This window comes from Sphingobium psychrophilum, from assembly GCF_012927105.1.
GTDB classification, from domain to species: Bacteria; Pseudomonadota; Alphaproteobacteria; order Sphingomonadales; family Sphingomonadaceae; genus Sphingobium; species Sphingobium psychrophilum.
This window is the reverse complement of sequence record NZ_JABBFV010000036.1, coordinates 1-21,816: the sequence shown is the minus strand read 5'-3', so window position 1 is coordinate 21,816 and position 21,816 is coordinate 1. Positions and strand designations below refer to the sequence as shown.

The following is a 21,816-nucleotide window of genomic DNA, read 5'->3' as shown; positions in this document are numbered from 1 at the left end:
AGACCGACCCTCGTCTTCATGCACAGGCGCGCAATCAGCTTCTGTGAAGCACGAACTCAGGACGATAGAACGACCCTCTCAATTCTTCGCGCGTGAGTGGATGCAACGTCCTGAAGTGGCGCAAAGGCAGAGCCAAAAATGGACTAAGGGGTTTATCTTCAATCGGGCCTGCAGGATCGAGACTGGTGGATGACCGGGAAGAACTGCAAAATCGATGGAGCCGCTGGTATCAGCCTGGCTGCTGAAGTGAAGGGCGAATGCAGGGCGATGCCCGTCTTGCTTGCCCACGGGGCGGGTCAGACTCGCCGCGCCTGGAAGCGGGTAGTGCAAGATCTGGTCGAGGCGGGGTTTCGCGCTATCGCTATAGACATGCGTGGGCATGGCGACAGCGACTGGTCGAGCGCAGGTGCGTATGACGTGCGCGACTTTGCGGCCGATCTCGTCGCGGTAGCATCAGGAATGGATCGCAAACCGGCTCTGGTAGGCGCCTCCCTCGGCGGCCTTGCCGGAATGATAGCAGAAGGAGACCTCGCCCCAGGCAGCTTCGCATCGCTCACTCTTGTAGATATAGCCCCGCGTATCGAGCCGGGCGGCGTGATGCGGGTGGTCAGCTTCATGCAAGAACATGTCGAGACTGGCTTTTCGTCTCCGGAAGAAGCTGCACAAGTCATTGCGCGCTACATGCCACATCGTCGCAAGCGCAGAGCGGGCGATGGCCTACGGCACTATCTCCGGCAGAAAGAGGATGGCCGCTATTACTGGCACTGGGATCCAGCATTTATTCGCAATATGGTGGCTGCACATTGCTGCGACACCGCGCATCAGGAGCAGCAAGTCAATATATTATACAAGGCTGCCGCTAATTTGACGCTACCGCTGCATCTGATCAGGGGCGGATCCAGTGATCTTGTCTCGGAAGGCGCTGTCGAACATCTGCGCGAACTGGCACCGCATGCTGAATATACCGACATTATCGATGCCACGCATATGGTTGCAGGCGATGCAAACGACGCCTTTTCTGCCGCAATTCTCGGCTTTTTAGGGCGCCAGTCCAGCTTCTAGAGGGACGAGCATGGGAGAAGAGATTTGCTCCTGATCATCGAGGGTCGGACGACTTGCTGTGTAGAGCGCCATACATTGGTGGGTTTGCCTAAGATGACACTCGGTAACTGGCTGCTGCCTCGCTCACTGGACTGCTATCCATAACGAAGGTGACGAAAGTTGACGACCAAAAATCTGACCGGCATGCTGGCCAAAAAGATGCCGCGGGAAACAGGCACCGCGCGCACAAAGGGCGAGACCCTGTTCCAGCTATTCTTTGCGCTCATCCAATGGCCTTGGCTGTTGAAAAGCCTTTATGGGGGAAACAAAGCTGAAAAAAATGCTGTTCTTGAGCGTATAAACCTTGAACAGGACGCCTTGCCTCATCTTGGCAGCTGGAAAGCAGACACTTACCTTCTTCACAGGATTGTTGATGAGATTGAAGTCCGACAACCGAAAAATGTTGTGGAACTAGGTTCCGGAGTAACTTCGCTGGTTATCGCCAAAGCATTGTCGCTTCACGGTGGCGGGCATTTATACAGCTACGATCAGTATGAACCGTTCGTTGAGCAGATGGGCATTTGGCTCGCTGAGCACCACCTGTCGGCAAGTTTCAGCCATGCTCCGCTGAACTTTCGGGACCAGGCGCGGCCTACTCCGAGCAATGACCGACGAACCTCGATAGATCGGACAAATCCGCCCCGCCACAATGTCTCTGGCTTCCACAAGGCTAAGGTCTCGGGGGTTGGGATAGCCAACACCGGTGTTCCAGAAATGGCGGACGTATCCGGCGTTTGAAGAAGCCACGCCCGTGCGATCACAATGGCTCGCGCGGCGTGGCTTAGACGCGCTTCGACCAGCTCGATGGTCCGTCCTGGCCTGATCACCGACACGTCAATTTCGAATTCATCGATCGGCAGAGTGCCGAGGATGTCGTAGGAAACGCGAGCCATCGTCAGTATGCTGTCACGACGAACTGCATGGTCAAGTTCAATAGCATGAGCGAGCAAACCTAATGCGGGTGCTACATGCTGCTCACGGACGTTCCAGGCGCCACTGACAAGGTCTGTTGGGCGGAATCGCTTTGCATCAAGGCGTTTAAAAAAAGACATGGTCGCGCTGTAGCGACCGGTCGGGTCGCGTCAAACATTTGATCGTCAAAGCACTCTGCTCGACAATCGGCTCCATCAGCGCAACAATGCCAGTTTGTTCAGCCTGATGGGAACAGTGCCACTGAAGCCGAAAAATAATTCATATGCCGCTTTCAAAAAAACTTTGATATGGTCGACCAAATGCATTTGGAATTGTCTCTGGAGGAGTGCTTCGATAGGGCAGTTTCGGGCCAAGCTTCTATTCTAATGAGCAATAAAATAAAGGTCCGGAAATGAGCGAACCTGAGCTACAAGTACACGGGAGCTTTCAATGGATTGATCCCTTTCTTATTGACGACCAGCTCACCAGTGACGAACGCATGATCCGTGATGCTGCGCGGAGCTACGCGCAAGAGCGGCTACAACCGCGTGTCATTGACGCGTTCCGAGAGGAGCGGACGGACCTTGCGATTTTCAGCGAGATGGGGGAGCTTGGACTGCTTGGTCCCACGGTTCCGCCCGAGTATGGCGGCGCAGGAGTCGGTTATGTCGCCTACGGGTTAATTGCACGCGAGGTGGAGCGCGTCGACTCGGGGTATCGCTCGATGATGTCGGTGCAATCGTCGCTTGTGATGCACCCGATCTTTGCCTATGGCTCGGAAGAACAGAAGCGCGGATTTCTGCCGAAACTCGCGTCGGGAGAATGGATAGGCTGCTTCGGGTTGACAGAGCCCCAAGCCGGATCTGACCCCAGCGGCATGACTACCAGCGCGACAAAGATCGAGGGCGGCTACCGGATCAACGGTGCGAAGACCTGGATATCCAACGCGCCGATCGCTGACGTATTCGTAATCTGGGCGAAGTCCGATGCGCACGGTGGCAATATCCGCGGCTTCGTCCTGGAGAAGGGAACGAAAGGACTGTCGGCGCCCAAGATCGGTGGCAAGCTGTCGCTTCGCGCCTCTATTACTGGGGAGGTCATCATGAACGAGGTCGAGGTCGGCGAGGAAGCGCTGTTACCGCATGTCGAGGGCCTCGGCGGGCCGTTTGGCTGCCTGAACCGAGCTCGTTATGGCATTAGCTGGGGTGTGTTGGGCGCAGCTGAGTTCTGCTGGCATGCCGCGCGCCAATATGGCCTGGACCGCAAGCAATTTGGGCGGCCGCTCGCGCAGACCCAGCTGTTTCAGAAGAAGCTTGCCGACATGCAGACCGAAATTGCGCTGGGACTGCAGGCCTCGTTGCGTGTCGGTCGCCTTTTCGACGAGGGGCGGATGGAGCCCGAGATGATTTCTATCTTGAAGCGCAACAATTGCGGGAAGGCGCTCGACATCGCCCGCCAATCCCGCGACATGCATGGCGGCAACGGTATTTCAGAGGATTATCAGGTTATACGCCACATGATGAACCTGGAGACGGTTAATACCTATGAGGGTACGCATGATGTCCATGCGCTGATTCTGGGACGCGCTCAGACGGGTCTGCAGGCCTTTTTCTGAGGGTTCGCCGCTGGGTGGAGTTCAAGCTCGGAGCGGGGCACCGCGTTAAATCGGTTCTTCCGGTTTGACCGGGATGTTCGCGGCCACGTAAACAATGATCAGGCGCCATTCACTCGCAAGGCGATGGCCTGGGGTATATCGGCGTCGTCTATTGTCGGCGGCAGAGTGAAAGGTTCCTGATCGACGATCCTCCGCAAAAGGTTCCGGAGAATCTTGCCAGAGCGCGTCTTTGGCAATTGGTCGACAACGTAAACGGTTTTCAGTGCCGCCACGGCACCCAACTCGGCGCGAACAGCGTCGATCGCGAGCTTGGAAATTATCCCATCATCGGCCGAACCTCTGCGCGTGGTTACGAATGCAACAGGAACCATGCCTTTGACAGGATCTTTCGCGCCGACCAACGCGCACTCGGCAACATCAGGGAGTCGCGCCACAATCTCCTCCATCTGTCCGGTAGAAAGGCGATGGCCCGCGACATTGATGACGTCATCGGTACGTCCCATGATGTGGAGAAAGCCGGCGTCGTCGCGATAGCCGGAATCACCGGTTTCGTAGAAGCCGGGGAAACTGGCGAAGTTTTTGGCAAATCCGGCCGGGTTGTTCCACAATGTACGGAAGGCACCAGGCGGAAGGGGCGCGCGAATAACAACATTGCCATTTTCGCCATCGTCCACTGGACTGCCATAGTCATCGAGGATAGCAAATTCATATCCGGGCACCGCATGTCCAGCGCTGCCCGGTTTACGACGCAAGTCGCCTATGGCAAAACACGATGCAATGGCCGGCCATCCCAATTCGGTCTGCCACCAGTGATCAATGACCGGCAATCCACTTGCTCGTTCGAGCCAGGCGATGGTCGCGGGGTCAGCACGTTCGCCGCCAAGGAAGATCACACGGCAATCACCGGTGCCGATGTCCTTCAGGAATTTCGCTTCAGGGTCTTCCTTGCGAATCGCCCGAATGGCAGTGGGCGCGGTGAAAAAAGCCTTTGCCTTGTTGCGCACGATCGTCCGCCAAAAGGTGCCGGCATCGGGCGTTCCGACCGGCTTTCCCTCGAACAGGATGGCTGTCCCGCCAACCAACAGCGGGCCATAGACGATATAGCTGTGGCCCACGACCCAGCCGACGTCGGATGCAGCCCAGAAGGCGTCGCCCGGGCCAATTCCATAGACATTTGCCAAGGACCATGAGAGCGCCACCGCGTTGCCGCCGTTTTCTCTTACGACACCCTTAGGCGTTCCTGTCGTCCCCGACGTGTAGAGGATATAAAGCGGATCGGTCGCGCCTACCGGCGCGCAGGCAGGCTGAGGTTCACCGGCGGTGCGGCTGCGCAATTCCTGCCAGTCGATATCGTGGGCATGATCAAGATCGGCAGCCAGCCGGTCGCGCTGCAGAAGGACGACATGCTGGATACCCTGCAACGAAAGAGCAACAGCCTCATCGACCAGTGGCTTGTAGGCGATCGCCCGTGTGCCCTCTATCCCGCACGAAGCGGTCAGGATAAGCTTCGGTTTGGCGTCGTCGATACGCTTGGCCAACTCCGGCGCGGCGAATCCGCCGAACACCACGGAATGGATCGCCCCGAGACGCGCGCAGGCCAGCATCGCGAATGCCGTCTCAGGTATCATCGGCATGAAGATGACGACGCGATCGCCCTTGGTCACACCCAGCGCGGCTAGCATCGCTGCCACCCGCCCGGTTTCGTACAAAAGTTGCGAATAGGTGAAGGATCGTAGTGCGCCGGTGACTGGGCTGTCATAGGTCAGCGCTACCGCATCGCCACGACCAGCGTCGACATGCCTGTCTAGACAATTATGACAAGTGTTGAGGATCCCGTCGGAAAACCAACCCTTCTGTTCATCGTAAACAAGCCGGGGCTTAACGAACCAGTCGATCGCGCGCGCGGCCTCCGCCCAAAAACCCACCGGGTCTTCGGAGGCCCGACGATAAATATCACTATACTCCAGATTGCCTCGTCCGACCGTCATATCTAGTACTTTCTTGGTCTGATCACGCGTTGGCTCTGGGGCGGTACCCGCGTGAAACGGCGATCGCGCCGATGATTAGAAGGGCACCAATGAAATGATAGGATGCAATGCCTTCGCCAAGAAGCAGCATCGCAAGGCCCACACCCAAGACTGGCGGGAGGTTCATGTAGGCCCCGGCACGAACGGATCCGATCAGCGTCACCGAACGGTTAAAAAGAGCGTAAGCAACGAGCGAAGGGAAAACTCCGACATACAGTATGGCCGCCGCCAGTTTCATTGGCGGCATCGACAGGCCATTTCTGGCCAGCGTGGAGATGTAGGGAAGTGCCAGCGAGCCGGCGCCGATCGCGAACAGCGCCGCTAGCAATGAGAGGTGGTGTACAGCCGGAACCTTGCGAAGGAAGGTGGCATAAGCCGAATAGAGAAATACCCCTGCCACGGAAAGCAAGTCCCCGCGATTGACCGAGATGCCCCCTACTAGATTGAAGGGATGACCCTTGGTCACGATCCACATGATCCCCGCGAACGACATCGCAGCGCTTAAAGCGAGGAGGGGTAGCAGCCGCTCCCCAAACAGCACCGTCGGCATCAAAAGGATCATGATCGGCATGATCGATTGCAACAGCAGGTTGTTTGTAGCGGTAGTGTATTGCAGGCCGCTGTAGACGATGTAGGCAAACAGCCCGACACCGAAAAAACCGAGCAGCGTGACAAGGAGCCAGGAAGCACGCAGCGTTTGGACGTCAACCTTGAGATGACGCCAGGCGAAGGGTAGCACGCACAAAAAAGCGACCATCCACCGCCAGAATGCGAGTGACAAAGGAGACGCAAGGTCGCGCACCGCCCGCCCAATAATTGGGTTCATAGCCCAGCAGACGGACGCGACGCAAAGGAGCAAAGTCGGGGAGTTCCACATTGCTGGCGCCGAGCACCGGATAAAGGAGACGTATCGCGCAAAAGCACTCATGTCCTATCTCCTTGCTGAGCTATAGCATCTTGCAATTGCATTTTATTTTGCATACTGTGCATCGCGTTTCCCATATGATTTTGGGACGCCGCTGTCAACCAAGTGCGGATCCCAGTTTGGATCCGGACCGCATAAATCAGGGAAACGGCGTAAGATCTGTCGCCTTGGAAGCATCTCGATCATTTGTACCGTTGTGACGGTCACGCCGAGCGCGCAGATCATCGGCGCACCTACCAGCGGGTTACAGGAAATTGAACATGGCTCACTCTCGACAGCTTCACCTCGGCGCTTTCATGCGCCCAGTTAGTATGCATACAGGAGCATGGCGCTATCCCGGCGCGATACATGACGCCAATTTCAATTTTGCTGCCTTGAAGCGCTTCGCCCAGAAGCTTGAAGAGGGCAAATTTGACGCTTTTTTCATGGCCGATCACCTAGGCGTTCTCAATATGCCGGTTGAAGCCTTGAAACGTAGCCATACCGTCACGTCATACGAGCCTTTTACCTTGCTCTCGGCGCTTGCCGGGGTGACGGAACGGATCGGCTTAGTCGCTACTGCGTCGACAACCTTCGAGGAGCCATTCCATGTCGCGCGGCGGTTTGCGTCGCTCGATCATTTAAGCGGCGGACGCGCAGGATGGAACGTTGTTACGACAGCCAATCCCGACAATGGGAAGAATTTTGGCTATGAAGACCAGCCCGATCATGCTGCGCGATACGCCCGTGCGCGCGAATTTTACGATGTCGTTACCGGACTTTGGGATAGCTTCGCCGACAACGCATTTGTCCGCGACGCTGAAAGCGGCATCTATTTTGATCCGGATCGGCTCCATGTGCTCCGCCACAAGGGAGCGCATTTTTCGGTGCGCGGCCCACTCAACATCGCGCGCCCCGTGCAGGGCTGGCCCGTAATTGTGCAGGCAGGTGCTTCCGAACCGGGCCGCCAACTCGCCGCCGAGACGGCAGAAGCCGTGTTCGGGGCCGAAAACACGCTCGAAGGCGCCAAGCGCTTCTATGCAGACGTCAAGGACAGGATGAGAAGAGTCGGACGCGATCCCGGCCTTCTCAAGATTCTACCTGCCGCCTTTGTCGTGGTGGGCGATACGATCGAGGAAGCACGAGCCAAGCGAGCGCATCTTGACAGCCTGGTCCATTATGACAGCGGCATCCATTCGCTGTCGGGTGCGCTGAACTTTGACGTTTCGGGCTTTGATCCCGATGGCCCGTTGCCCGAAATTCCCGAAACGAATGCCAGCAAGACCGCTCGCGACAGATTGCTGGAGATGGCCAGAACACAGACTCTGACCATTCGGCAACTGGCGGCGACCGCTGGGAGTTATGCCGGTCTCGCGTTCGTAGGCACGCCGGCGTCGATCGCCGACGATATGGAGCAGTGGCTGTACGAGTCTGGGGCCGACGGCTTCAATATCATGTTTCCTTTTTTGCCTGAAGGGCTCGACCTTTTCGTGGATCAAGTCATCCCGGAACTTCAGCGGCGCGGCCTTTTTCGAACCGAGTATGAAGGCACGACGCTGCGTGACCATTTGGGCCTCCCCCGCCCAAGCAACCGCTTTTTCGACTGAATGCCGGAGATGCATATCTGGTAATAGGCAACCAGGAGCCATGATAGAGAAGTTTCGCCTAACCGTTGTATCCCGTTTAAATTTAACCGATGACGGATAGTTTCCCGAGCATGTTAGCTTACCGTGCTCGAGCGATGGGTTTCGATCTTTGCGGACTGAATTCATGACAATGGGCCGAAAGCTTAGGCAAGGAGATACTAATATGGCAGCTTATGTCGTCATCGTGACCGGGGAAATTTCGAATCCGGAGTTGATGAATCAATATAAGGAACAGGCTCAGTATCTGCTTGGGACGCAGGGCGTTTCGTTCATGGCCGGCCCGGTCGTCGCCGAAACTCTGGAAGGATCGCCTCCGAAGGGAGCAGTGATTATCCGGTTTGCTTTTCTTGAGGAGGCTCAGAGCTGGTACCGATCCGACGAATATCAAAAACTGGCTTCGATGAGGCTTTCTGCCTCTACCAGTGCGGCATTTATCGTTGAGGGCACCTGATCTTGGTGCCGGTCAAGAAGCGAGGCGGAGCCTGCCCGCCGACCGGTTCGGAAGGTTCGCTCAATTCTTGTATACTTGCTGCATTTTAGAATAGACTGCACCAGTCATTTGACCGCAACAAGATGTGGAGATGCGTGATGAAATCCATCCGAGCAGCGTTCCTGCCTTTGCTGCTTGCAGTTGCGAGCACCGCTCACGCTGCAGAAAATCCCGATGAGGCAAAGATTCTGAAGATCGAGCAAGACATGGCTGCTGCGCAGACCGCAGAGGAATTTTTGAAAGATTTCGCGCCTGACGCTGTGATGGATGCATTCTTTCCAGGCCAGGCCCGAGGCAGCAAAGCGGTGGCCACCGCGGCGACCACGCTCTTTGCGGGAACTAAAGATCTGCGAGCTACGATCCTTAAAATGTCTATCAGTACAGATCATGACATCGCCTATGCTTTCAGTACCCAGCGGGTCGTGTTCACCAATATCGCTATGAACAAAGTTCAGGACTGGGTTTTCCGGCAGGTCGACTGTTACCGCAAGGTCAACGGAAAATGGCTGATTGTATACCACAATCTTTCGGTGCCATTCGATCCCACGACCGGTAAGGCGGTGTTTGACGCACCCGTTTAAGGTAACTGTGCCACCAGGTTCGTTTATTAGCCGCGTGGACGGGAAAGATGCGGCCTAAATCAAGGCAAGGATGATTGACCCAGCGATGAAAATTTCGAGCTTGTCCCTCAGTATCATGTCAGCGAAACGCCGGGTTTGATAGGTGGCGCGAAAGCCATAAAGACCAATTGCGATAACAGGACGGCCGCTGCGTCGGGTGCCGCGATTACCTGACGGTAAATGCATAAATTCGCCGATGCAGCGCTTTGTTGTGTGGTCCGATCCCGGTTGGCAGTTTGCCGCGAAAGACCGGCCAGCGCTGACTGGACTTGGCGTTCCGATTGCAGTTCGACCGCCTTCAGCGACGCGTAGACCTTGACCAGTCCAACGGCAGGATCGGTCTCCGGCGATCCGGCGATGCACAGGCGAACCCATCGCCTGGCGCTTCGCACGGGATGCACAAGGTTGTCATTGAGCGGCGATATTCTGTCAAGAAGCTCACTGATCTCGGAACTATCGAGCGCCACTTTGGAAACCTGAGCCGACCACAGGCAGAACAGCAACAGGTTGACATCGAAGCCATGTTTATCCTGCAACGCGAGGCACAGCGTGGACACGTGCGGCCTAGCATACAGATCCAGCGAGAACTGCCAAAATGCCGAGGCCGCTGTCTGGGCCATATTGGTCACCCCCACGCCGAACCAGACAAACGAATGCAGAGCATCACGCCCGCCCGGCAACCCGATGCCGGAACAACGGAAGCATCAGAAGGTGCGCGCGCCGAAATGTATTTCCATCATCGGGCGCATGACGTCCCAGCGCTCGAGCTGCGACCAATGGCCCGACCGGTCGAGTACGTACAGTTCGGCATGCTTCAGATGCTCTATAAGGTACAGGCTGGTGTCGAGCGGAACGATGCGGTCCTGCCTTCCGTGGAAGATCAAAACCTTATGCGGCATCTTGCAAAGCATCGACGGCGGCATATTAAGCCCCTCCATTCCCTGCTTCATCGAATCGATCATTTTGACCGCAGTCTTCATAATCTCGGGATCGGTGGCAATCTTGTACCTGTTACTGACGATCTCCTCCATGCCTTCGAATTTGTCGGCATCATGCGCGAAACTGTGCATCAGCTGGCGGTAACGGGACGGCCGAGGATCGGAATAAAAGGAAAGCAGACGGATTAGTTCCGGAGTCCGCGGGCCAGGTGCGCCGATCGACCCCATCAGGACCACACGATCGATACGGTCGGGCTCTTCGCTCATCATCTGCAAGGTGAGCGCACCGCCCATCGAGTTGCCGACGACGTGGGCCTTTTCGATCCCAAGCGCTTCAAGCAAGCCGAAACACTGTTCAACTCGCGTTCCGATCCACGCCATTACGTTGTCTGGCCAAGGTTCAGGTATAACTGACTGCCCAAAGCCAATTAGGTCGGGCGCGATCACGAAGAAATTCTCCGCCAAGTCGGGCATGAGGTGGAGCCAGTTGGAACCGGCATGGGCACCCGGCCCTGCTCCATGCAGCAGAAGAATAGCAGGCTTGCTCCGGTCGCCGGCAAGCAGGGTGTGAGAAGTCAGTCCGCGACCGGTTATTTTCTCTTCTCTCACGCTCGTATCGCCTGCCATCATGCCTCTCCTCCAAATCAAGTGTCGTTCTGCCAAGTACGGTCTGTTCTGCCGCCGGGCTATAGACTAGCGTTTATAACTGTGCAATGCGTTTGCCAATACAGATCGGGGATGAGGAGCAATTTATGGACCGCCGCAGTGACGGACCCGGCATGGTCGGGGCGGGTCTCAGCGAAGCCGAAGTCGGCGTTTTTGCGGCTGAACTCGATCAGGCCGAACAGTCGCGTCAGCAGATCCGCCAGTTCTCACAGCGCTGTCCGGAAATGTCCATTGCCGACGGCTATCGCATCAGCAAACGATGGGTAGACCTTAAGCTCGCGTCTGGGAGAAAGGTCATCGGCCACAAGATTGGTTTGACGTCGCGAGCGATGCAGCAAGCTGCCGGAATTACCGAACCCGATTACGGCACACTGCTCGATGATATGGTGTTTGAGCAAGGAAGCGACGTGCCTTGTGAACGGTTTATCACTCCCAAGGTCGAGGTCGAGCTTGCTTTCGTGCTGGGCAGAAGGATCGAAGGGCCCCGCGCGACCATCTTTGACGTACTCCGGGCGACCGAATATGTTATTCCCGCAGTGGAGGTAATTGACAGCCGCACCTTTCCTACTGACCCCGAAACCGGGGGGCGTCGCAAAGTGCAGGACACTATAAGTGACAACGCCGCCAACGCCGGGATTATCATGGGAGGGTTGCCGATGCGACCTGACAAGATCGACATGCGCTGGGTCAGTGCGCTGCTGACCCGGAACGGTGTGATCGAGGAGACTGGGGTTGCTGCGGGCGTGCTCAACAATCCGGCAATCGGCGTGGCGTGGCTAGCCAACCGGCTCTCGCCATGGGGCCAGACGCTCGAGGCGGGCGAAGTGGTGCTCGGTGGTTCGTTCACCCGCCCTGTCGAAGCCCGCCCGGGTGATGTGTTCAGCGCCGATTTCGGGCCGTTGGGTGCCATAGGCTTCCGGTTTATCTGAGGCAGGGCGATGCTGACACCGCAAAACCACTTCAAGAATAAACTCAGTGACGGCTTGCCGCAGCTGGGCTTCTGGCTCGCGCTCGCCAATCCCGACATCGCGGAAATCTGCGCAGGTCTTGGCTACGATTGGGTTCTGATCGATGCCGAGCACGGCGCGCAGACGCTGCCAGGGATTGCCCATCAACTGCGCGCGGTTGACACCGTATCGGACTGCTCAGCAATCGTGCGCGTTCCTGGCCACGATCCGGTGACGATCCACCAGATCCTGGACCTAGGTGCACAGACGATCATGGTTCCGATGGTTGATAACGCAACGCAAGCAGCTTCAATCGTAAAGGCTTCGCGCTATCCGCCGGACGGCGATCGCGGGATCGGTGGTGCGCGTGCCGCACGCTGGGGCCGCTTTCCCGCTTATGTGGCAGACGCGAACGAGCAACTGTGTATCATCGCCCAGATCGAGACGGCCGAAGCGATCAAGAATCTCGAAGCCATTGCGGCAGTCGATGGCATTGATGCACTGTTTATCGGCCCTGCTGATCTGGCTGCCTCGCTCGGCCTGCTCGGGCCCGCTAACGCCTCAGCTCTCGCCCAGGCCACCGGAGCGGCTCTCGACCGAATTCGGGCCACCGGCATTCCCTGCGGCATCCTGTCGCGCGATGAGCGTCTGGTGCAGCAATATTTGGAAGGCGGTGCCCGGTTCCTAGCGGTGGGTATAGACTCTTTCACTTTGGCAAAGGCCGCAGGAGACCTTGCGCGGGACTGGCGTTGCCGCATCGATACAGCGGTCGCTGGTGCAAAATGAAGCAGTGTGACTGGCGCTCCGCACAAAGCGAAGCATCTGGAAAGCCGCTTGCCGGCATCAGGGTGCTTGAGCTTGCCAGGATCCTTGCCGGGCCATGGTGCGGGCAACTGCTTGCAGATCTCGGCGCCGAAGTGATCAAGATAGAGCGCCCTGGAAGCGGAGACGACACCCGACATTGGGGGCCACCCTTTGTAATGTCCGACGGTGGCGATAACCTTGGTGCGGCTTATTTTCATTCGGCTAATCGGGGAAAAAGGTCCATCGCGATTGATATCACAATCCCCGAGGGTCAGGCTGCCATCCGCCGTCTTGCGGGAGGGGCCGATATCATGATCGAGAATTATAAGGTCGGGGGGCTGGCGAAATACGGACTTGATCATCCCTCGTTGTCAGCGCTTAATCCACATCTCATTACTTGTTCTATCACCGGGTTTGGGCAAACCGGGCCATATGCTGCCCGCCCGGGATATGACTATATCGCACAAGCGATGGGCGGGCTCATGTCGATGACCGGTGAACCGGAGCGCGAGCCGCAGAAGGCCGGGATCGCTGCCGCCGATCTTTTCACCGGGGTCTACAGCGCGGTGGCAATTCTGGCAGCACTGAACCGGCGTCGCGAAATGCACGTCGGCGCACATATCGATATGGCGCTGCTAGATACCCAAGTCAGCGTCATGGGTAATCAGGCGCTCAACTGGATGACCTCGGGAGTAGTGCCACGCCGGGTAGGCAATGGCCACGCTAATTTGGTACCCTATCAAGCGTTCCCGACCCGTGATGGAGATCTGATCATCGCAGTCGGGAACGATGGCCAGTTTGCTGCGCTTTGTCGTGTACTGAACGTGACACTGCACGAAGATGAGCGGTTCAGCAATAATCCACAAAGGATCCGCAACCGCGTGGATTTGATCATAGCGCTCGAAGAGATCACCGCGAAATGGAGCCGGGACGATCTCTTCGAACGGCTCGATGGTGCAGGGATTCCTGCAGGTCCGATCAATGAGTTGGACGAGGTATTTGCGAACCCGCAGGTTATCGCGAGAGGCATGGCGATTGAACACGATGGAAAGCCCGGGGTGGCCAGCCCTATCGTAATCGATGGGGTGAGGATGGTTGCCGACGATCCCGCCCCCGGCGTTCCCGAGAACGTCAAATTCGACTTCTAAATAGGATAAGGTCGAGCGGGGCGAGTGCAGGTCGCATGGGTGCCCCGAGGCGATTAGCTGGGCACCCGCAAAAACCGGCGTTTTGATGCTGCCGTTGCGGTGATGACGGTATGAGCGCGGCGCTGGGCGCTCTCGCGGGCGGCTTTCGGTCACCGGATAGGACATTTCACATAGCCGTTTCAGGGTTTCAGGGCAGATTCATGCTTTGACGGCGCGTCGTTCGTGGGAGATCAGGCGGTTGAAGTTATAGGCCAGATTGGCCAATGTCAGTTTCGCCTCAGCCCGCTTGATTCCGATGGTGCGGATGAACAGCCCGAACCGGTTTTTCTGATGCGCGAACACATGCTCGATCCTGGCACGGATCGCGGACTTGCGGCATTTGCGCGGGCGGTGGCCTTTGGCATGGACTTTCCTTTGGGCTTGCGACGGTGGATGCGACTGGTCAGCATGCGATCGGCTAGCCATACCGGCGGTCGATGCTGATATGGCTTTTATACCCGAACACCGGCAAGGCGACATCGGCAGCGGCTTGCCATCCTTATAGCGCACCTTCCCGCCGATCCTGAGTGTCCAGCGCGCATCTGTGTTCCTTTTGTGCCGCCTTGGCCGGGTTATCAGGCCAGATATCCTGCGCCGACTCGCCATCCTTGATGGCCTGCCGCTCGTCATCGGTGTTGCGCTGCTTGGGTGCTGGCACCAGGCTGGCATCGATGATCTGCCTCGACATGCCGATGTAGGCCTTCTTGTGCAGTTGCCAGTCGAAGGCCTTCATCACCCGCTTGAGCGTTCCGGTCTCCGTCATCCGGTTGCGAAAGTGCCGGATGGTGTTGCGTCGGTGGTGCGATCGCCGAGCGCAAAACCCAGAAACCGCATCCAGCTCAGCCGGTGGCCGGATCATATACTCCATCCGGGCATCGGAGAGATTATGTTGAGGCTGCATAATCAGGATCTTGAACATCGCGGCAGGGTCAAACGGCGGACGACCGCCCGTGCTGCTATCGCCATAACTCAGCCCATCGACCAGCCAGACCCGCAAATACTCAAAGTCCCCGGTCCGTTCCAGAACATCAAGCGGATCGTCATGACGGCTCAGCATCTCAAGATGGTCATGCAGGCTGAAAAGAGACTCGGGGTCCATGGATCATAACTTCCGATGCCTACCCAATCAATGAATCACGAATGCCCCAAATCCGCCAGAGTTTTTGCGGGGGTCCAGCTTCAGTTGCACATCGTAATCAGCCGGTGCCTTCGTCACAGTCGATTGTGTCGATTCAGGCCCTAACCCACCTGAGAAAATCGCGGAGAGTCGATCTCCTTTGCATAATGTACATTGCGTTTTCTAGCAAACCGGTGCAGAGGGCCGTTGTCAAGGTTCGAAGTCGGCACCAGAGGCGGGAAGCATTCGTGCTGCGCTTATTCGCCGAATATAGAATGCATGTAAGCTGACACTTGAAATAAGTTGCAGTCAAAAAGTGGGGAGAGATGTCGTGAAACGGGAATATAACCAGAGTCGTTTTGTGTTGTTTTCAGGTGCTTGCATGGGCGCAATGCTTTGCTCATCGGCTTCGATCGCACAGGATGCTGCTGGGGAAACGCGTCAGGCTCCAACTACGGGCTCTCAGCTTGCCTCGACGCAGCAACAAGAACCGGCTTCGGCGTTCGGGGACATCGTAGTTACCGCCACCCGTCGGGAGGCGCGCCTTCAGGATGTGCCGGTCGCAGTCACCGCCATTACTGGAGCCGGCTTGGCGGCAGCGGATGTTTCGACCCTTCGCACATTGACCCAAGTGGTTCCCGGATTCATCGGCAGCCGCAACATGGGCGTGTTCCAGCCGGTGATCCGCGGGGTCGGTTCGACCGGCATCTCGATCGGTGACGAGCCAAATATCGCGACATATGTTGACGGCGTTTATCAGCCCGAATCGGCAGCGAACTGGATTGATCTGGTCGAAGTCGAGCGCGTCGAGGTCTTGCGCGGTCCGCAAGGTACAACTTTTGGACGCAACGCAACTGGCGGTCTTATTAATGTAATCACGCCTGACCCGAGTTTTGATTTTCGTGGCAAGGCCTCAGTTCGAGTGGGCCGTATGCGCAATGATGCCGGAGACTACGACGCGCGAATGTATGTTACGGGACCGATCAGTGAAACGGCGGCGCTCGACTTCGCCTCGCTCTTCCGTAAGAACGATGGTTATATCAAGGACCTTGTGCGCGGCGGAACGCTGGGCGGTCAGCGTGTCATCGACCTCCGCAGCAAACTTCTGCTAAAACCAGCCGACAACGTCAAGGTGGTTTTGACCGGAGAGTTTTTCGATCAGCAGAGCACGACAAATGCCCCACAACCGATCGATGGAAACACCTTAGGTCGAGCATTTCCCGGTGTAATTCTGCCGCGCGGCCCTTGGGAGACCTCGCTTACCCGCGTTCCAGTACTTGACTTACGCCGATGGACTGCGGCGTTACATGTCTCAGTCGATCTGGGAACCGTTAACCTTGAGTCGACTAGTGGTTTTCTCAATCTCCGCTGGTACCAAGAAACAGACTCTGATGCCTCGAATATCGACTTTGGCAACTTTCCTGCTTTATTCGCTACAGAATCTGGAAGCTCTGAGCTCAAACTGAGCTCTACAAACGCGGGCCCGTTTCAATGGCTTGTCGGCGGATATTTCTATCAGTTCGGCGGTCATTCTAATCTTAGCCCATTTTCGACGACAACCCCACCAAGTCCCCTGGTAGGTCCGCACCTTCAACCCGAACTCTCGGGTCGCTCATTTGCTGGTTTCGGCGAGGGAACTTACGAGCTTGCTGGGGGCCTTTTCGTTACGCTTGGCGGACGTTATACAACCGAAAAACGCAGCTTTACGCAAATTCTGAACGGAAATACGGTCGTAAATGATGTCAGCAAAACCTTTAATAAGTTCAACTACAAGGTCGGTGCCCGGTACGAAATTACATCACGCACGAACGTTTATGCGACTCACAGCACGGCGTTCAAGAGCGGCGTCTACAACATGGCTGCGACGTTGAGTACTCCGGTTCTTCCTGAAGAAATCACTGCCTATGAAGTGGGCTTGAAAACTGACCCGCTGCCCTGGCTACGGATAAACCTCGCAACTTACTACTACGACTATAAGAACCTGCAACTGCAGGCCCGAGCAGCTAATAGCCCAGCTTACATTCTACAGAATGCCGCAAACGCAGAGATTTATGGCGGAGAACTGGAAACCTTCATTTCGCCATTTGACGGCCTCAAACTTCGTGCTGCTGTAGCCTACACGCATGCCCGTTATAAGGACTTCACAGCGGCGCAGGGTTTTATTCCCCGGGCCACCGGCGGAAACATTGTTGCTACCGCCGATGCGTCCGACAACGTGATGACCAGGGCGCCGAAGTGGTCGGGCAACTTTGGAGCGGATTATACAACCGCGATGGGTGGAGGTACATTCGGCGCAGGCGCAAATCTTTCTTGGAGTTCGCGCGTATATTACGATTTCCTGAACATTTTTTCTCAACCCTCCTACACACTTACGAACGCCTCGATTTTCTGGACCCCCGACAGCGAGGCCTGGAAGGCGAGCTTGTGGGTCACCAATCTGACTAACGAAAAAGTCTTCCAGACTATTCGCCCGGGTGCCTTCAGTACCGACGGTTTCTACGAACAACCGCGTAAAATAGGTGCTTCGTTCGAGGTTCGATTCTGACATTGCGACATAACGAGAATGTTTGACAGGCGCGGTTGATCCTAGCGTTGAGCAACATCGATCGTGAAAAGATTTGAGAGCGCTTTAACAGCGTAGTGACTCCGTGACGAAGAGCGGGCGATCAGAGCACCCGCTCTTCCTTTGAGCAAGAGTAATTATGTCGCGATCTGTCAGCGATCTTTGGCCAACCCTGATACCAGTTTTAGGGGTTTAGCAGATAGGGCAATTTAGGCTACCTCAACTTGTTTTCGGAAGCGAAAAGGCCGAGGCGAAGGAAGGTCAAGTGCCGTCGGGCTAAAGGATGCGTAGCAACAGCAATAGAACCACGGTCGATCGGACGACGTAATCCCCCCGTCATTTCGGAGGAAAATTAATAGGGATGATGAACTAGTTCAAGCATGTTAATCCGCATTTCTGATCGAAAGAGTATTACCTTGAGAAAGACGGCAGATCCTGAGGTTTCCGGTCAGAAACTAAGGTTGCGATCCGGTATTGTTTACGCAACTTTGGCCTATCTGATCTACGGAGCCATGCCGTTTTACATGAAGCAATTGCAGGCAGTGCCGCCGAGCCAGATCATGGCACATCGTGTCCTATGGTCGGTTTTTCTTTTAGCAATTATCGTCAGCCTGCTCGGGCGATGGACCTCGCTACGCCGGACGATTGATATGCGTCTGGTCGGGTTGTTTGCTGCGACTGCGGCGCTCATTGGAGTGAACTGGCTCGTGTATATTTGGGCCGTTCTGAACGATCGTATACTCGAGACCAGTCTCGGTTTTTTCATAACCCCTTTGATAACCGTGGTTCTTGGCGTCGTGGCGCTGGGCGAACGCTTGACGCGGCTTTAAACATTTGCCGTCGGCCTGGCTGCTTTGGGTGTAGTCGCCCTTGCTTTTGGAAAAGGCCCCAACAGCTTGTGGATCGCGATGGTTCTGGCATTTACATTCAGCATCGCTGGCTTGATCCGAAAGGTTGCTCCTTTGGATCCACTTTGCGGCCTTCTGATCGAAACATCTCTCATGGCACCGCTAGCGATAGCGTGGCTATTTCTAAGTTCCCAAAACGGGATACCGGTGTTTGGCGGCGACTCATCTACCAACGTACTATTGATTTTTACTGGATTCGTAACGGCGGTACCGCTGCTGCTTTTCTCAGTCGCAGCCAAACAGATGCCATATTCGCTTGCAGGCCAATTCCAGTACATTGGCCCGTCGCTCCAGTTCCTGCAGGCCGTCCTCTTATTCCATGAACCTTTCGGTCTTTTGCACCTGTTCACGTTCGGATCCATCTGGTCCGGATTGATCTTCTTCGCTGTGGACGCTGTGCGTGAACAAAGAGCATCCCGATTTTGAAATTGCTATGGGAACGTCGATTGTAATAGCGCTGTCTACCCCAACCGTGCCTAGGTCTTCAACTAGATTATATACTTTGTACCTTGTTCTGAAGTGCCCTATCAAAGTAGCGAAAAAGTAGTTCATGGGAGGAATGAATATGAAACTGGTTCGGTACACTGCGAACGGAATTACCAGGTTGGGCAAAGTCGTGGGCACCAATGTTGTCGATCTAAGTGCGATAGCGCCGCATGGCTCAATGCGGCAGTTGCTGAACGATCTGCCCGAGATCCGCGGCTCAATTGAAGCGGCAGATGAACCGGCGCTCCCGCTGGAGAGCGTCATTCTCGAAGCCCCAATCACCGATCCGCAGAAGTTTCTGGCGATCGGTATGAACTATCAAGCGCATGCGCAAGAGGCGATCGCAGCTGGTATACCCGTGCCAACAAGCCAGCTGTGGTTTAACAAGCAGGTGTCGTGCATCACTGGCCCAGCATCACCGATCGTTTATCCGGCTGTTTCGAATGCGTTGGACTATGAGGCCGAGCTTGCTGTAGTGATCGGCAAGCGTTGCCGCAATGTGCTGCCAGAAGATGCACGTTCAGTGATCGCTGGCTACACCGTCGCCAATGATGTCTCGGCACGCGACTGGCAACACCGCACACCCACTTTCACGCTCGGTAAGTCGTTTGACACGCATGGCCCAATCGGTCCGTGGATCATAACCGACGACGAAATCCTTGATCCACACGCACTAACGCTCCGCCTCACGGTCAATGGTGAAGAGCGGCAGTCTACCCTGACCGGCGACATGATCTACAACATTTACGATCAGATCGCTTATCTGTCGCAGGTAATGACTCTAGAACCCGGTGACATCCTATCGACGGGCACGCCATCGGGTGTAGGCGCGGCAACTAATGGCCTGCTCAAAGTGGGCGATGTGGTCCGCGTTGAGGTGTCAGACGTTGGGGTGATCGAAAATACGATCGTCAGCGACGGCTGATCGTTTCTTTCTGCTTCACCTACCCAGTCGATCAGCTTTCCGAGTTCGTCCAGCGATGATGGAACCCCTAGTGCGCCCAGCAAAGCCAACCTGCTCCTGAACAATCGAACCGTGGGCCACGTCCAACCCTCCTCTAGGGAACTTCGATTGAAATAGCGCTGTCTACCCCAACCGTGCGCAGGTGGGCACCTCCAAAAACCCCTCGCATTTGATCGCCTGATCTGCTTCATTGGGTCTGACAGGAGGCAGAGATGCGTCATGCCCAACTTGAACAGTGCTTTTGGAAAAGGCATTTTTGTTCAATGACATGCACGCACCGGCGCGAGTATTACCACTACATTTTTGAGTTTGGTTGAGCTTGCAGAGGCTCAGGTTCGCGGCGGCAGTTCGCTGATATTGGCCGGCAGCGCGATGCCGGTTGCCTTGAAGACATTCCCCACCTGGCCCGAAACGTGGGTGCGGGTGGTAATGACCTTGCCGTCCTTTTCGATGGTGGCTTCCTGAAGGCGATCGAGATCGTTGAGGAGCGGCTGCCATTCGGGCTGCAAGCCCTTTTCCTGACACAAGCGGGTCAGTTCCTTGGCCAGCGTCAGAGCGAGGAACGAGACAAACACATGGCCGCGGATAGCGGCATCGGACTGATGGAAGATGGGGTGACTACACGAAAGTAACGTATCTGCACGCTAATACCAACCTGCAGTGATCATGACCCACGCGCCCATTTGCGGCTTCCGATTGCCATGATGCGCCATGGCTGATCAATCAGCCTGTTCCAGGCTTCGCAGCAAAGGTCGATGATGTTGTCGTGGGATGTGAAGATGCGGTTGGACAGCCACTTATCGCGCATGAACTGATGGGGTGGACGCCCCCCGGCGGCATCGATGTGCCATAGTGGAGGTGTTGAACACCACTTGAGGAGGCGTCCATGTCGGAAGTTAGCACAATTGGGTTGGATATCGCCAAGCATGTTTTTCACGCTCACGGTGCGGATGCGCGCGGGCACGCGCTCTTCAGCAAACGGATCAGCCGCGGCAAGTTACTTGCGTTCTTCGCCGCTCAACCCCGATGCGTGGTCGCGCTGGAAGCCTGCGGCGGAGCTCATCATTGGGCGCGCCAACTGGCGCATATCGGCCATGAGGTACGGCTGATTCCGCCAGTATGTGAAGCCGTTCGTGAAGCGTCATAAAAATGATGCGGTCGATGCCGAGGCGATTTGTGAGGCGGCTCAGAGACCGAACATGCGGTTTGTAGCCGTGAAAAGCGAGGAGCAGCAGGCGGCAGGTCTCGTCTTTCGGGCTCGGGACCTTCTGGTGCGGCAGCGGACCCAGCTCATTAATGCAATCCGTGGGCATCTGACAGAATATGGATGGGTTCCAGAAGGGCATTGCGGGCTTCCAGATCGGCGTTGATCGCTTTTATCCGGGCCACCTCGGCGGCGACCGCCTGGGCTGCGGCAAGCTGCTCGCGAAGGCTCTGGATCTCTGCTTGCGCCGCGTCACCCATGCCTAAAGGCATAGCAGAAAAGCACCGGAATCTCTAGCTTTTTAGCCTCCCGACACCGATTATCCGGCCAGTGTCGGGCGCCAGGTTGCTTGCGGGTTACGCCAGTCGATCGCCTCAAGCATGCAAGCCAGCTGGGAGGCAGAGATGGCAATTACCCCGTCTACAGCCGACGGCCAGATATACTTCCCGCGCTCCAGGATCTTGGCATAGAGCGACATGCCAATGCCATCGTGCCACAGGATCTTGCACAGATCGCCCCGGCGCCCTCGGAAGACATAGAGATCACCGGCATGGGGGTCCCGCTTGAAGCTCTGCTGTATCTGCAGGGCCAAGGTGCGTGTTTCGCAAATTCCCGGACACGGATTTCGGTAATTCGCGGACAGTGATTTCAGTAAATACGGGACAGCGATTCCGCTAATTCCGGGACAGTGGTTTCGGGCGGGAATGAGGTTCGTTT

At 56.3% G+C, this 21,816-nt stretch carries 21 protein-coding genes and 4 pseudogenes; 14 read left to right on the top strand and 11 right to left on the bottom strand.

All coding sequences use genetic code 11. From position 1 onward, the window contains the following. The first annotated feature begins 189 nt into the window (after positions 1-189). Both HHL08_RS23910 and HHL08_RS26215 read left to right on the top strand, forming a co-directional pair. Positions 190-1,062 carry an alpha/beta fold hydrolase gene (locus tag HHL08_RS23910; protein ID WP_088189883.1) on the top strand — a complete coding sequence of 291 codons (873 nt, stop codon included), beginning with the start codon at positions 190-192 and terminating at the stop codon, positions 1,060-1,062. Between the two features lie 159 nt (positions 1,063-1,221). Next, positions 1,222-1,839 (top strand): hypothetical protein, encoded by a 618-nt coding sequence (locus HHL08_RS26215; protein WP_328804751.1) that lies wholly within the window; start codon positions 1,222-1,224, stop codon positions 1,837-1,839. A 14-nt stretch (positions 1,840-1,853) separates the two neighbouring features. On the opposite strand, the pseudogene HHL08_RS26210 reads toward HHL08_RS26215, so the two are convergent. Further along, positions 1,854-2,153, bottom strand: a pseudogene (locus HHL08_RS26210) (acyl-CoA thioesterase domain-containing protein); the annotation flags it as partial. A 272-nt stretch (positions 2,154-2,425) separates the two neighbouring features. Here HHL08_RS26210 and HHL08_RS23900 point away from each other — a divergent pair. Further along, complete coding sequence (locus HHL08_RS23900; RefSeq protein ID WP_088190078.1) at positions 2,426-3,628, top strand: acyl-CoA dehydrogenase; 1,203 nt, start codon at positions 2,426-2,428, stop codon at positions 3,626-3,628. A 98-nt stretch (positions 3,629-3,726) separates the two neighbouring features. Here HHL08_RS23900 and HHL08_RS23895 read toward each other — a convergent pair whose 3' ends face one another. Both HHL08_RS23895 and HHL08_RS23890 read right to left on the bottom strand, forming a co-directional pair. Beyond that, positions 3,727-5,616 (bottom strand): AMP-binding protein, encoded by a 1,890-nt coding sequence (locus HHL08_RS23895; RefSeq protein ID WP_088190077.1) that lies wholly within the window; start codon positions 5,614-5,616, stop codon positions 3,727-3,729. 22 nt (positions 5,617-5,638) lie between these two features. After that, on the bottom strand, positions 5,639-6,532 hold the full coding sequence (locus HHL08_RS23890) for a DMT family transporter (RefSeq protein WP_235955280.1): 894 nt from the start codon (positions 6,530-6,532) through the stop codon (positions 5,639-5,641). Positions 6,533-6,840: 308 nt separating this feature from the next. Here HHL08_RS23890 and HHL08_RS23885 point away from each other — a divergent pair, with 308 nt between their 5' ends. From HHL08_RS23885 to HHL08_RS23875, 3 genes are all read left to right on the top strand, one after another. Then, positions 6,841-8,166, top strand: a complete 1,326-nt coding sequence (locus HHL08_RS23885) for an LLM class flavin-dependent oxidoreductase (RefSeq protein ID WP_169575408.1) — start codon at positions 6,841-6,843, stop codon at positions 8,164-8,166. Between the two features lie 202 nt (positions 8,167-8,368). Next, complete coding sequence (locus tag HHL08_RS23880) at positions 8,369-8,656, top strand: DUF1330 domain-containing protein (protein WP_169575407.1); 288 nt, start codon at positions 8,369-8,371, stop codon at positions 8,654-8,656. A 137-nt stretch (positions 8,657-8,793) separates the two neighbouring features. Further along, entirely contained in the window at positions 8,794-9,276 is a 483-nt protein-coding gene (locus tag HHL08_RS23875) for a YybH family protein (RefSeq protein ID WP_169575406.1), read from the top strand. Positions 9,277-9,389: 113 nt separating this feature from the next. Here HHL08_RS23875 and HHL08_RS23870 read toward each other — a convergent pair whose 3' ends face one another. Next, positions 9,390-9,935: a TIGR02444 family protein gene (locus HHL08_RS23870; protein ID WP_096063892.1), complete on the bottom strand. Its 546-nt coding sequence runs from the start codon at positions 9,933-9,935 to the stop codon at positions 9,390-9,392. Between the two features lie 84 nt (positions 9,936-10,019). Further along, on the bottom strand, positions 10,020-10,883 hold the full coding sequence (locus HHL08_RS23865; protein ID WP_235955277.1) for an alpha/beta fold hydrolase: 864 nt from the start codon (positions 10,881-10,883) through the stop codon (positions 10,020-10,022). 149 nt (positions 10,884-11,032) lie between these two features. Between HHL08_RS23865 and hpaH the strand changes: the two genes are divergently transcribed. Genes hpaH through HHL08_RS23850 form a run of 3 tightly spaced genes read left to right on the top strand, consistent with a single transcriptional unit; the run spans position 11,033 to position 13,818 of the window. Then, complete coding sequence (gene hpaH, locus HHL08_RS23860) at positions 11,033-11,848, top strand: 2-oxo-hept-4-ene-1,7-dioate hydratase (RefSeq protein WP_088190081.1); 816 nt, start codon at positions 11,033-11,035, stop codon at positions 11,846-11,848. Positions 11,849-11,857: 9 nt separating this feature from the next. Beyond that, positions 11,858-12,652 (top strand): HpcH/HpaI aldolase family protein, encoded by a 795-nt coding sequence (locus HHL08_RS23855; RefSeq protein WP_088190073.1) that lies wholly within the window; start codon positions 11,858-11,860, stop codon positions 12,650-12,652. After that, the gene (locus tag HHL08_RS23850) at positions 12,649-13,818 is read left to right on the top strand and encodes a CaiB/BaiF CoA transferase family protein (protein WP_088190072.1); all 1,170 of its coding nucleotides are present in this window, start codon (positions 12,649-12,651) and stop codon (positions 13,816-13,818) included. Before HHL08_RS23855 ends, HHL08_RS23850 begins: the two co-directional genes overlap by 4 nt. A gap of 198 nt (positions 13,819-14,016) precedes the next feature. Here the strand turns inward: HHL08_RS23850 and HHL08_RS23845 are convergent, their stop codons facing one another. Together HHL08_RS23845 and HHL08_RS23840 are read right to left on the bottom strand one after the other, a co-directional pair. Then, on the bottom strand, positions 14,017-14,367 hold the full coding sequence (locus tag HHL08_RS23845; RefSeq protein WP_169575405.1) for a hypothetical protein: 351 nt from the start codon (positions 14,365-14,367) through the stop codon (positions 14,017-14,019). Next, positions 14,357-14,956 carry a transposase gene (locus HHL08_RS23840; protein ID WP_169575404.1) on the bottom strand — a complete coding sequence of 200 codons (600 nt, stop codon included), beginning with the start codon at positions 14,954-14,956 and terminating at the stop codon, positions 14,357-14,359. Before HHL08_RS23840 ends, HHL08_RS23845 begins: the two co-directional genes overlap by 11 nt. Positions 14,957-15,305: 349 nt before the next feature. Between HHL08_RS23840 and HHL08_RS23835 the strand changes: the two genes are divergently transcribed. From HHL08_RS23835 to HHL08_RS23820, 4 genes are all read left to right on the top strand, one after another. After that, a complete protein-coding gene (locus HHL08_RS23835; RefSeq protein WP_262504175.1) occupies positions 15,306-17,519 on the top strand; it encodes a TonB-dependent receptor in 2,214 nt (737 codons plus the stop codon). Between the two features lie 398 nt (positions 17,520-17,917). After that, positions 17,918-18,367: an EamA family transporter gene (locus HHL08_RS23830; RefSeq protein WP_188062312.1), complete on the top strand. Its 450-nt coding sequence runs from the start codon at positions 17,918-17,920 to the stop codon at positions 18,365-18,367. Between the two features lie 24 nt (positions 18,368-18,391). Further along, positions 18,392-18,871, top strand: a complete 480-nt coding sequence (locus HHL08_RS23825; protein ID WP_169575402.1) for an EamA family transporter — start codon at positions 18,392-18,394, stop codon at positions 18,869-18,871. A gap of 139 nt (positions 18,872-19,010) precedes the next feature. Continuing rightward, on the top strand, positions 19,011-19,856 hold the full coding sequence (locus HHL08_RS23820; RefSeq protein WP_119748733.1) for a fumarylacetoacetate hydrolase family protein: 846 nt from the start codon (positions 19,011-19,013) through the stop codon (positions 19,854-19,856). A gap of 368 nt (positions 19,857-20,224) precedes the next feature. Here the strand turns inward: HHL08_RS23820 and HHL08_RS23815 are convergent. Further along, positions 20,225-20,515: pseudogene (locus tag HHL08_RS23815) on the bottom strand (IS1634 family transposase); the annotation flags it as partial. Between the two features lie 44 nt (positions 20,516-20,559). Then, positions 20,560-20,709: pseudogene (locus tag HHL08_RS25815) on the bottom strand (IS630 family transposase); the annotation flags it as partial. A gap of 72 nt (positions 20,710-20,781) precedes the next feature. On the opposite strand from HHL08_RS25815, the pseudogene HHL08_RS23810 reads away from it, so the two are divergent. Further along, a pseudogene (locus HHL08_RS23810) lies at positions 20,782-21,229 on the top strand (IS110 family RNA-guided transposase); the annotation flags it as partial. On the opposite strand, the gene HHL08_RS23805 reads toward HHL08_RS23810, so the two are convergent. Further along, entirely contained in the window at positions 21,189-21,359 is a 171-nt protein-coding gene (locus tag HHL08_RS23805; RefSeq protein WP_169575400.1) for a hypothetical protein, read from the bottom strand. The pseudogene HHL08_RS23810 and the gene HHL08_RS23805 overlap by 41 nt on opposite strands. A 59-nt stretch (positions 21,360-21,418) precedes the next feature. Further along, positions 21,419-21,816: IS66 family insertion sequence element accessory protein TnpB (gene tnpB / locus HHL08_RS23800; RefSeq protein WP_206378067.1), on the bottom strand; the 398-nt coding region annotated here is incomplete at its 5' end.

Coding starts and splice junctions, on each gene's coding strand:
- HHL08_RS23870 (WP_096063892.1), bottom strand. CDS start 9,935: ATGGCCCAGACAGCGGCCTCGGCATTTTGGCAGTTCTCGCTGGATCTG.
- HHL08_RS23895 (WP_088190077.1), bottom strand. CDS start 5,616: ATGACGGTCGGACGAGGCAATCTGGAGTATAGTGATATTTATCGTCGG.
- HHL08_RS23850 (WP_088190072.1), top strand. CDS start 12,649: ATGAAGCAGTGTGACTGGCGCTCCGCACAAAGCGAAGCATCTGGAAAG.
- HHL08_RS23900 (WP_088190078.1), top strand. CDS start 2,426: ATGAGCGAACCTGAGCTACAAGTACACGGGAGCTTTCAATGGATTGAT.
- HHL08_RS23885 (WP_169575408.1), top strand. CDS start 6,841: ATGGCTCACTCTCGACAGCTTCACCTCGGCGCTTTCATGCGCCCAGTT.
- HHL08_RS23865 (WP_235955277.1), bottom strand. CDS start 10,883: ATGATGGCAGGCGATACGAGCGTGAGAGAAGAGAAAATAACCGGTCGC.
- HHL08_RS23830 (WP_188062312.1), top strand. CDS start 17,918: ATGTTAATCCGCATTTCTGATCGAAAGAGTATTACCTTGAGAAAGACG.
- HHL08_RS23910 (WP_088189883.1), top strand. CDS start 190: ATGACCGGGAAGAACTGCAAAATCGATGGAGCCGCTGGTATCAGCCTG.
- HHL08_RS23805 (WP_169575400.1), bottom strand. CDS start 21,359: ATGGGTGACGCGGCGCAAGCAGAGATCCAGAGCCTTCGCGAGCAGCTT.
- HHL08_RS23890 (WP_235955280.1), bottom strand. CDS start 6,532: ATGTGGAACTCCCCGACTTTGCTCCTTTGCGTCGCGTCCGTCTGCTGG.
- HHL08_RS23840 (WP_169575404.1), bottom strand. CDS start 14,956: ATGGACCCCGAGTCTCTTTTCAGCCTGCATGACCATCTTGAGATGCTG.
- HHL08_RS23855 (WP_088190073.1), top strand. CDS start 11,858: ATGCTGACACCGCAAAACCACTTCAAGAATAAACTCAGTGACGGCTTG.
- hpaH (WP_088190081.1), top strand. CDS start 11,033: ATGGTCGGGGCGGGTCTCAGCGAAGCCGAAGTCGGCGTTTTTGCGGCT.
- HHL08_RS23875 (WP_169575406.1), top strand. CDS start 8,794: ATGAAATCCATCCGAGCAGCGTTCCTGCCTTTGCTGCTTGCAGTTGCG.
- HHL08_RS23880 (WP_169575407.1), top strand. CDS start 8,369: ATGGCAGCTTATGTCGTCATCGTGACCGGGGAAATTTCGAATCCGGAG.
- HHL08_RS23820 (WP_119748733.1), top strand. CDS start 19,011: ATGAAACTGGTTCGGTACACTGCGAACGGAATTACCAGGTTGGGCAAA.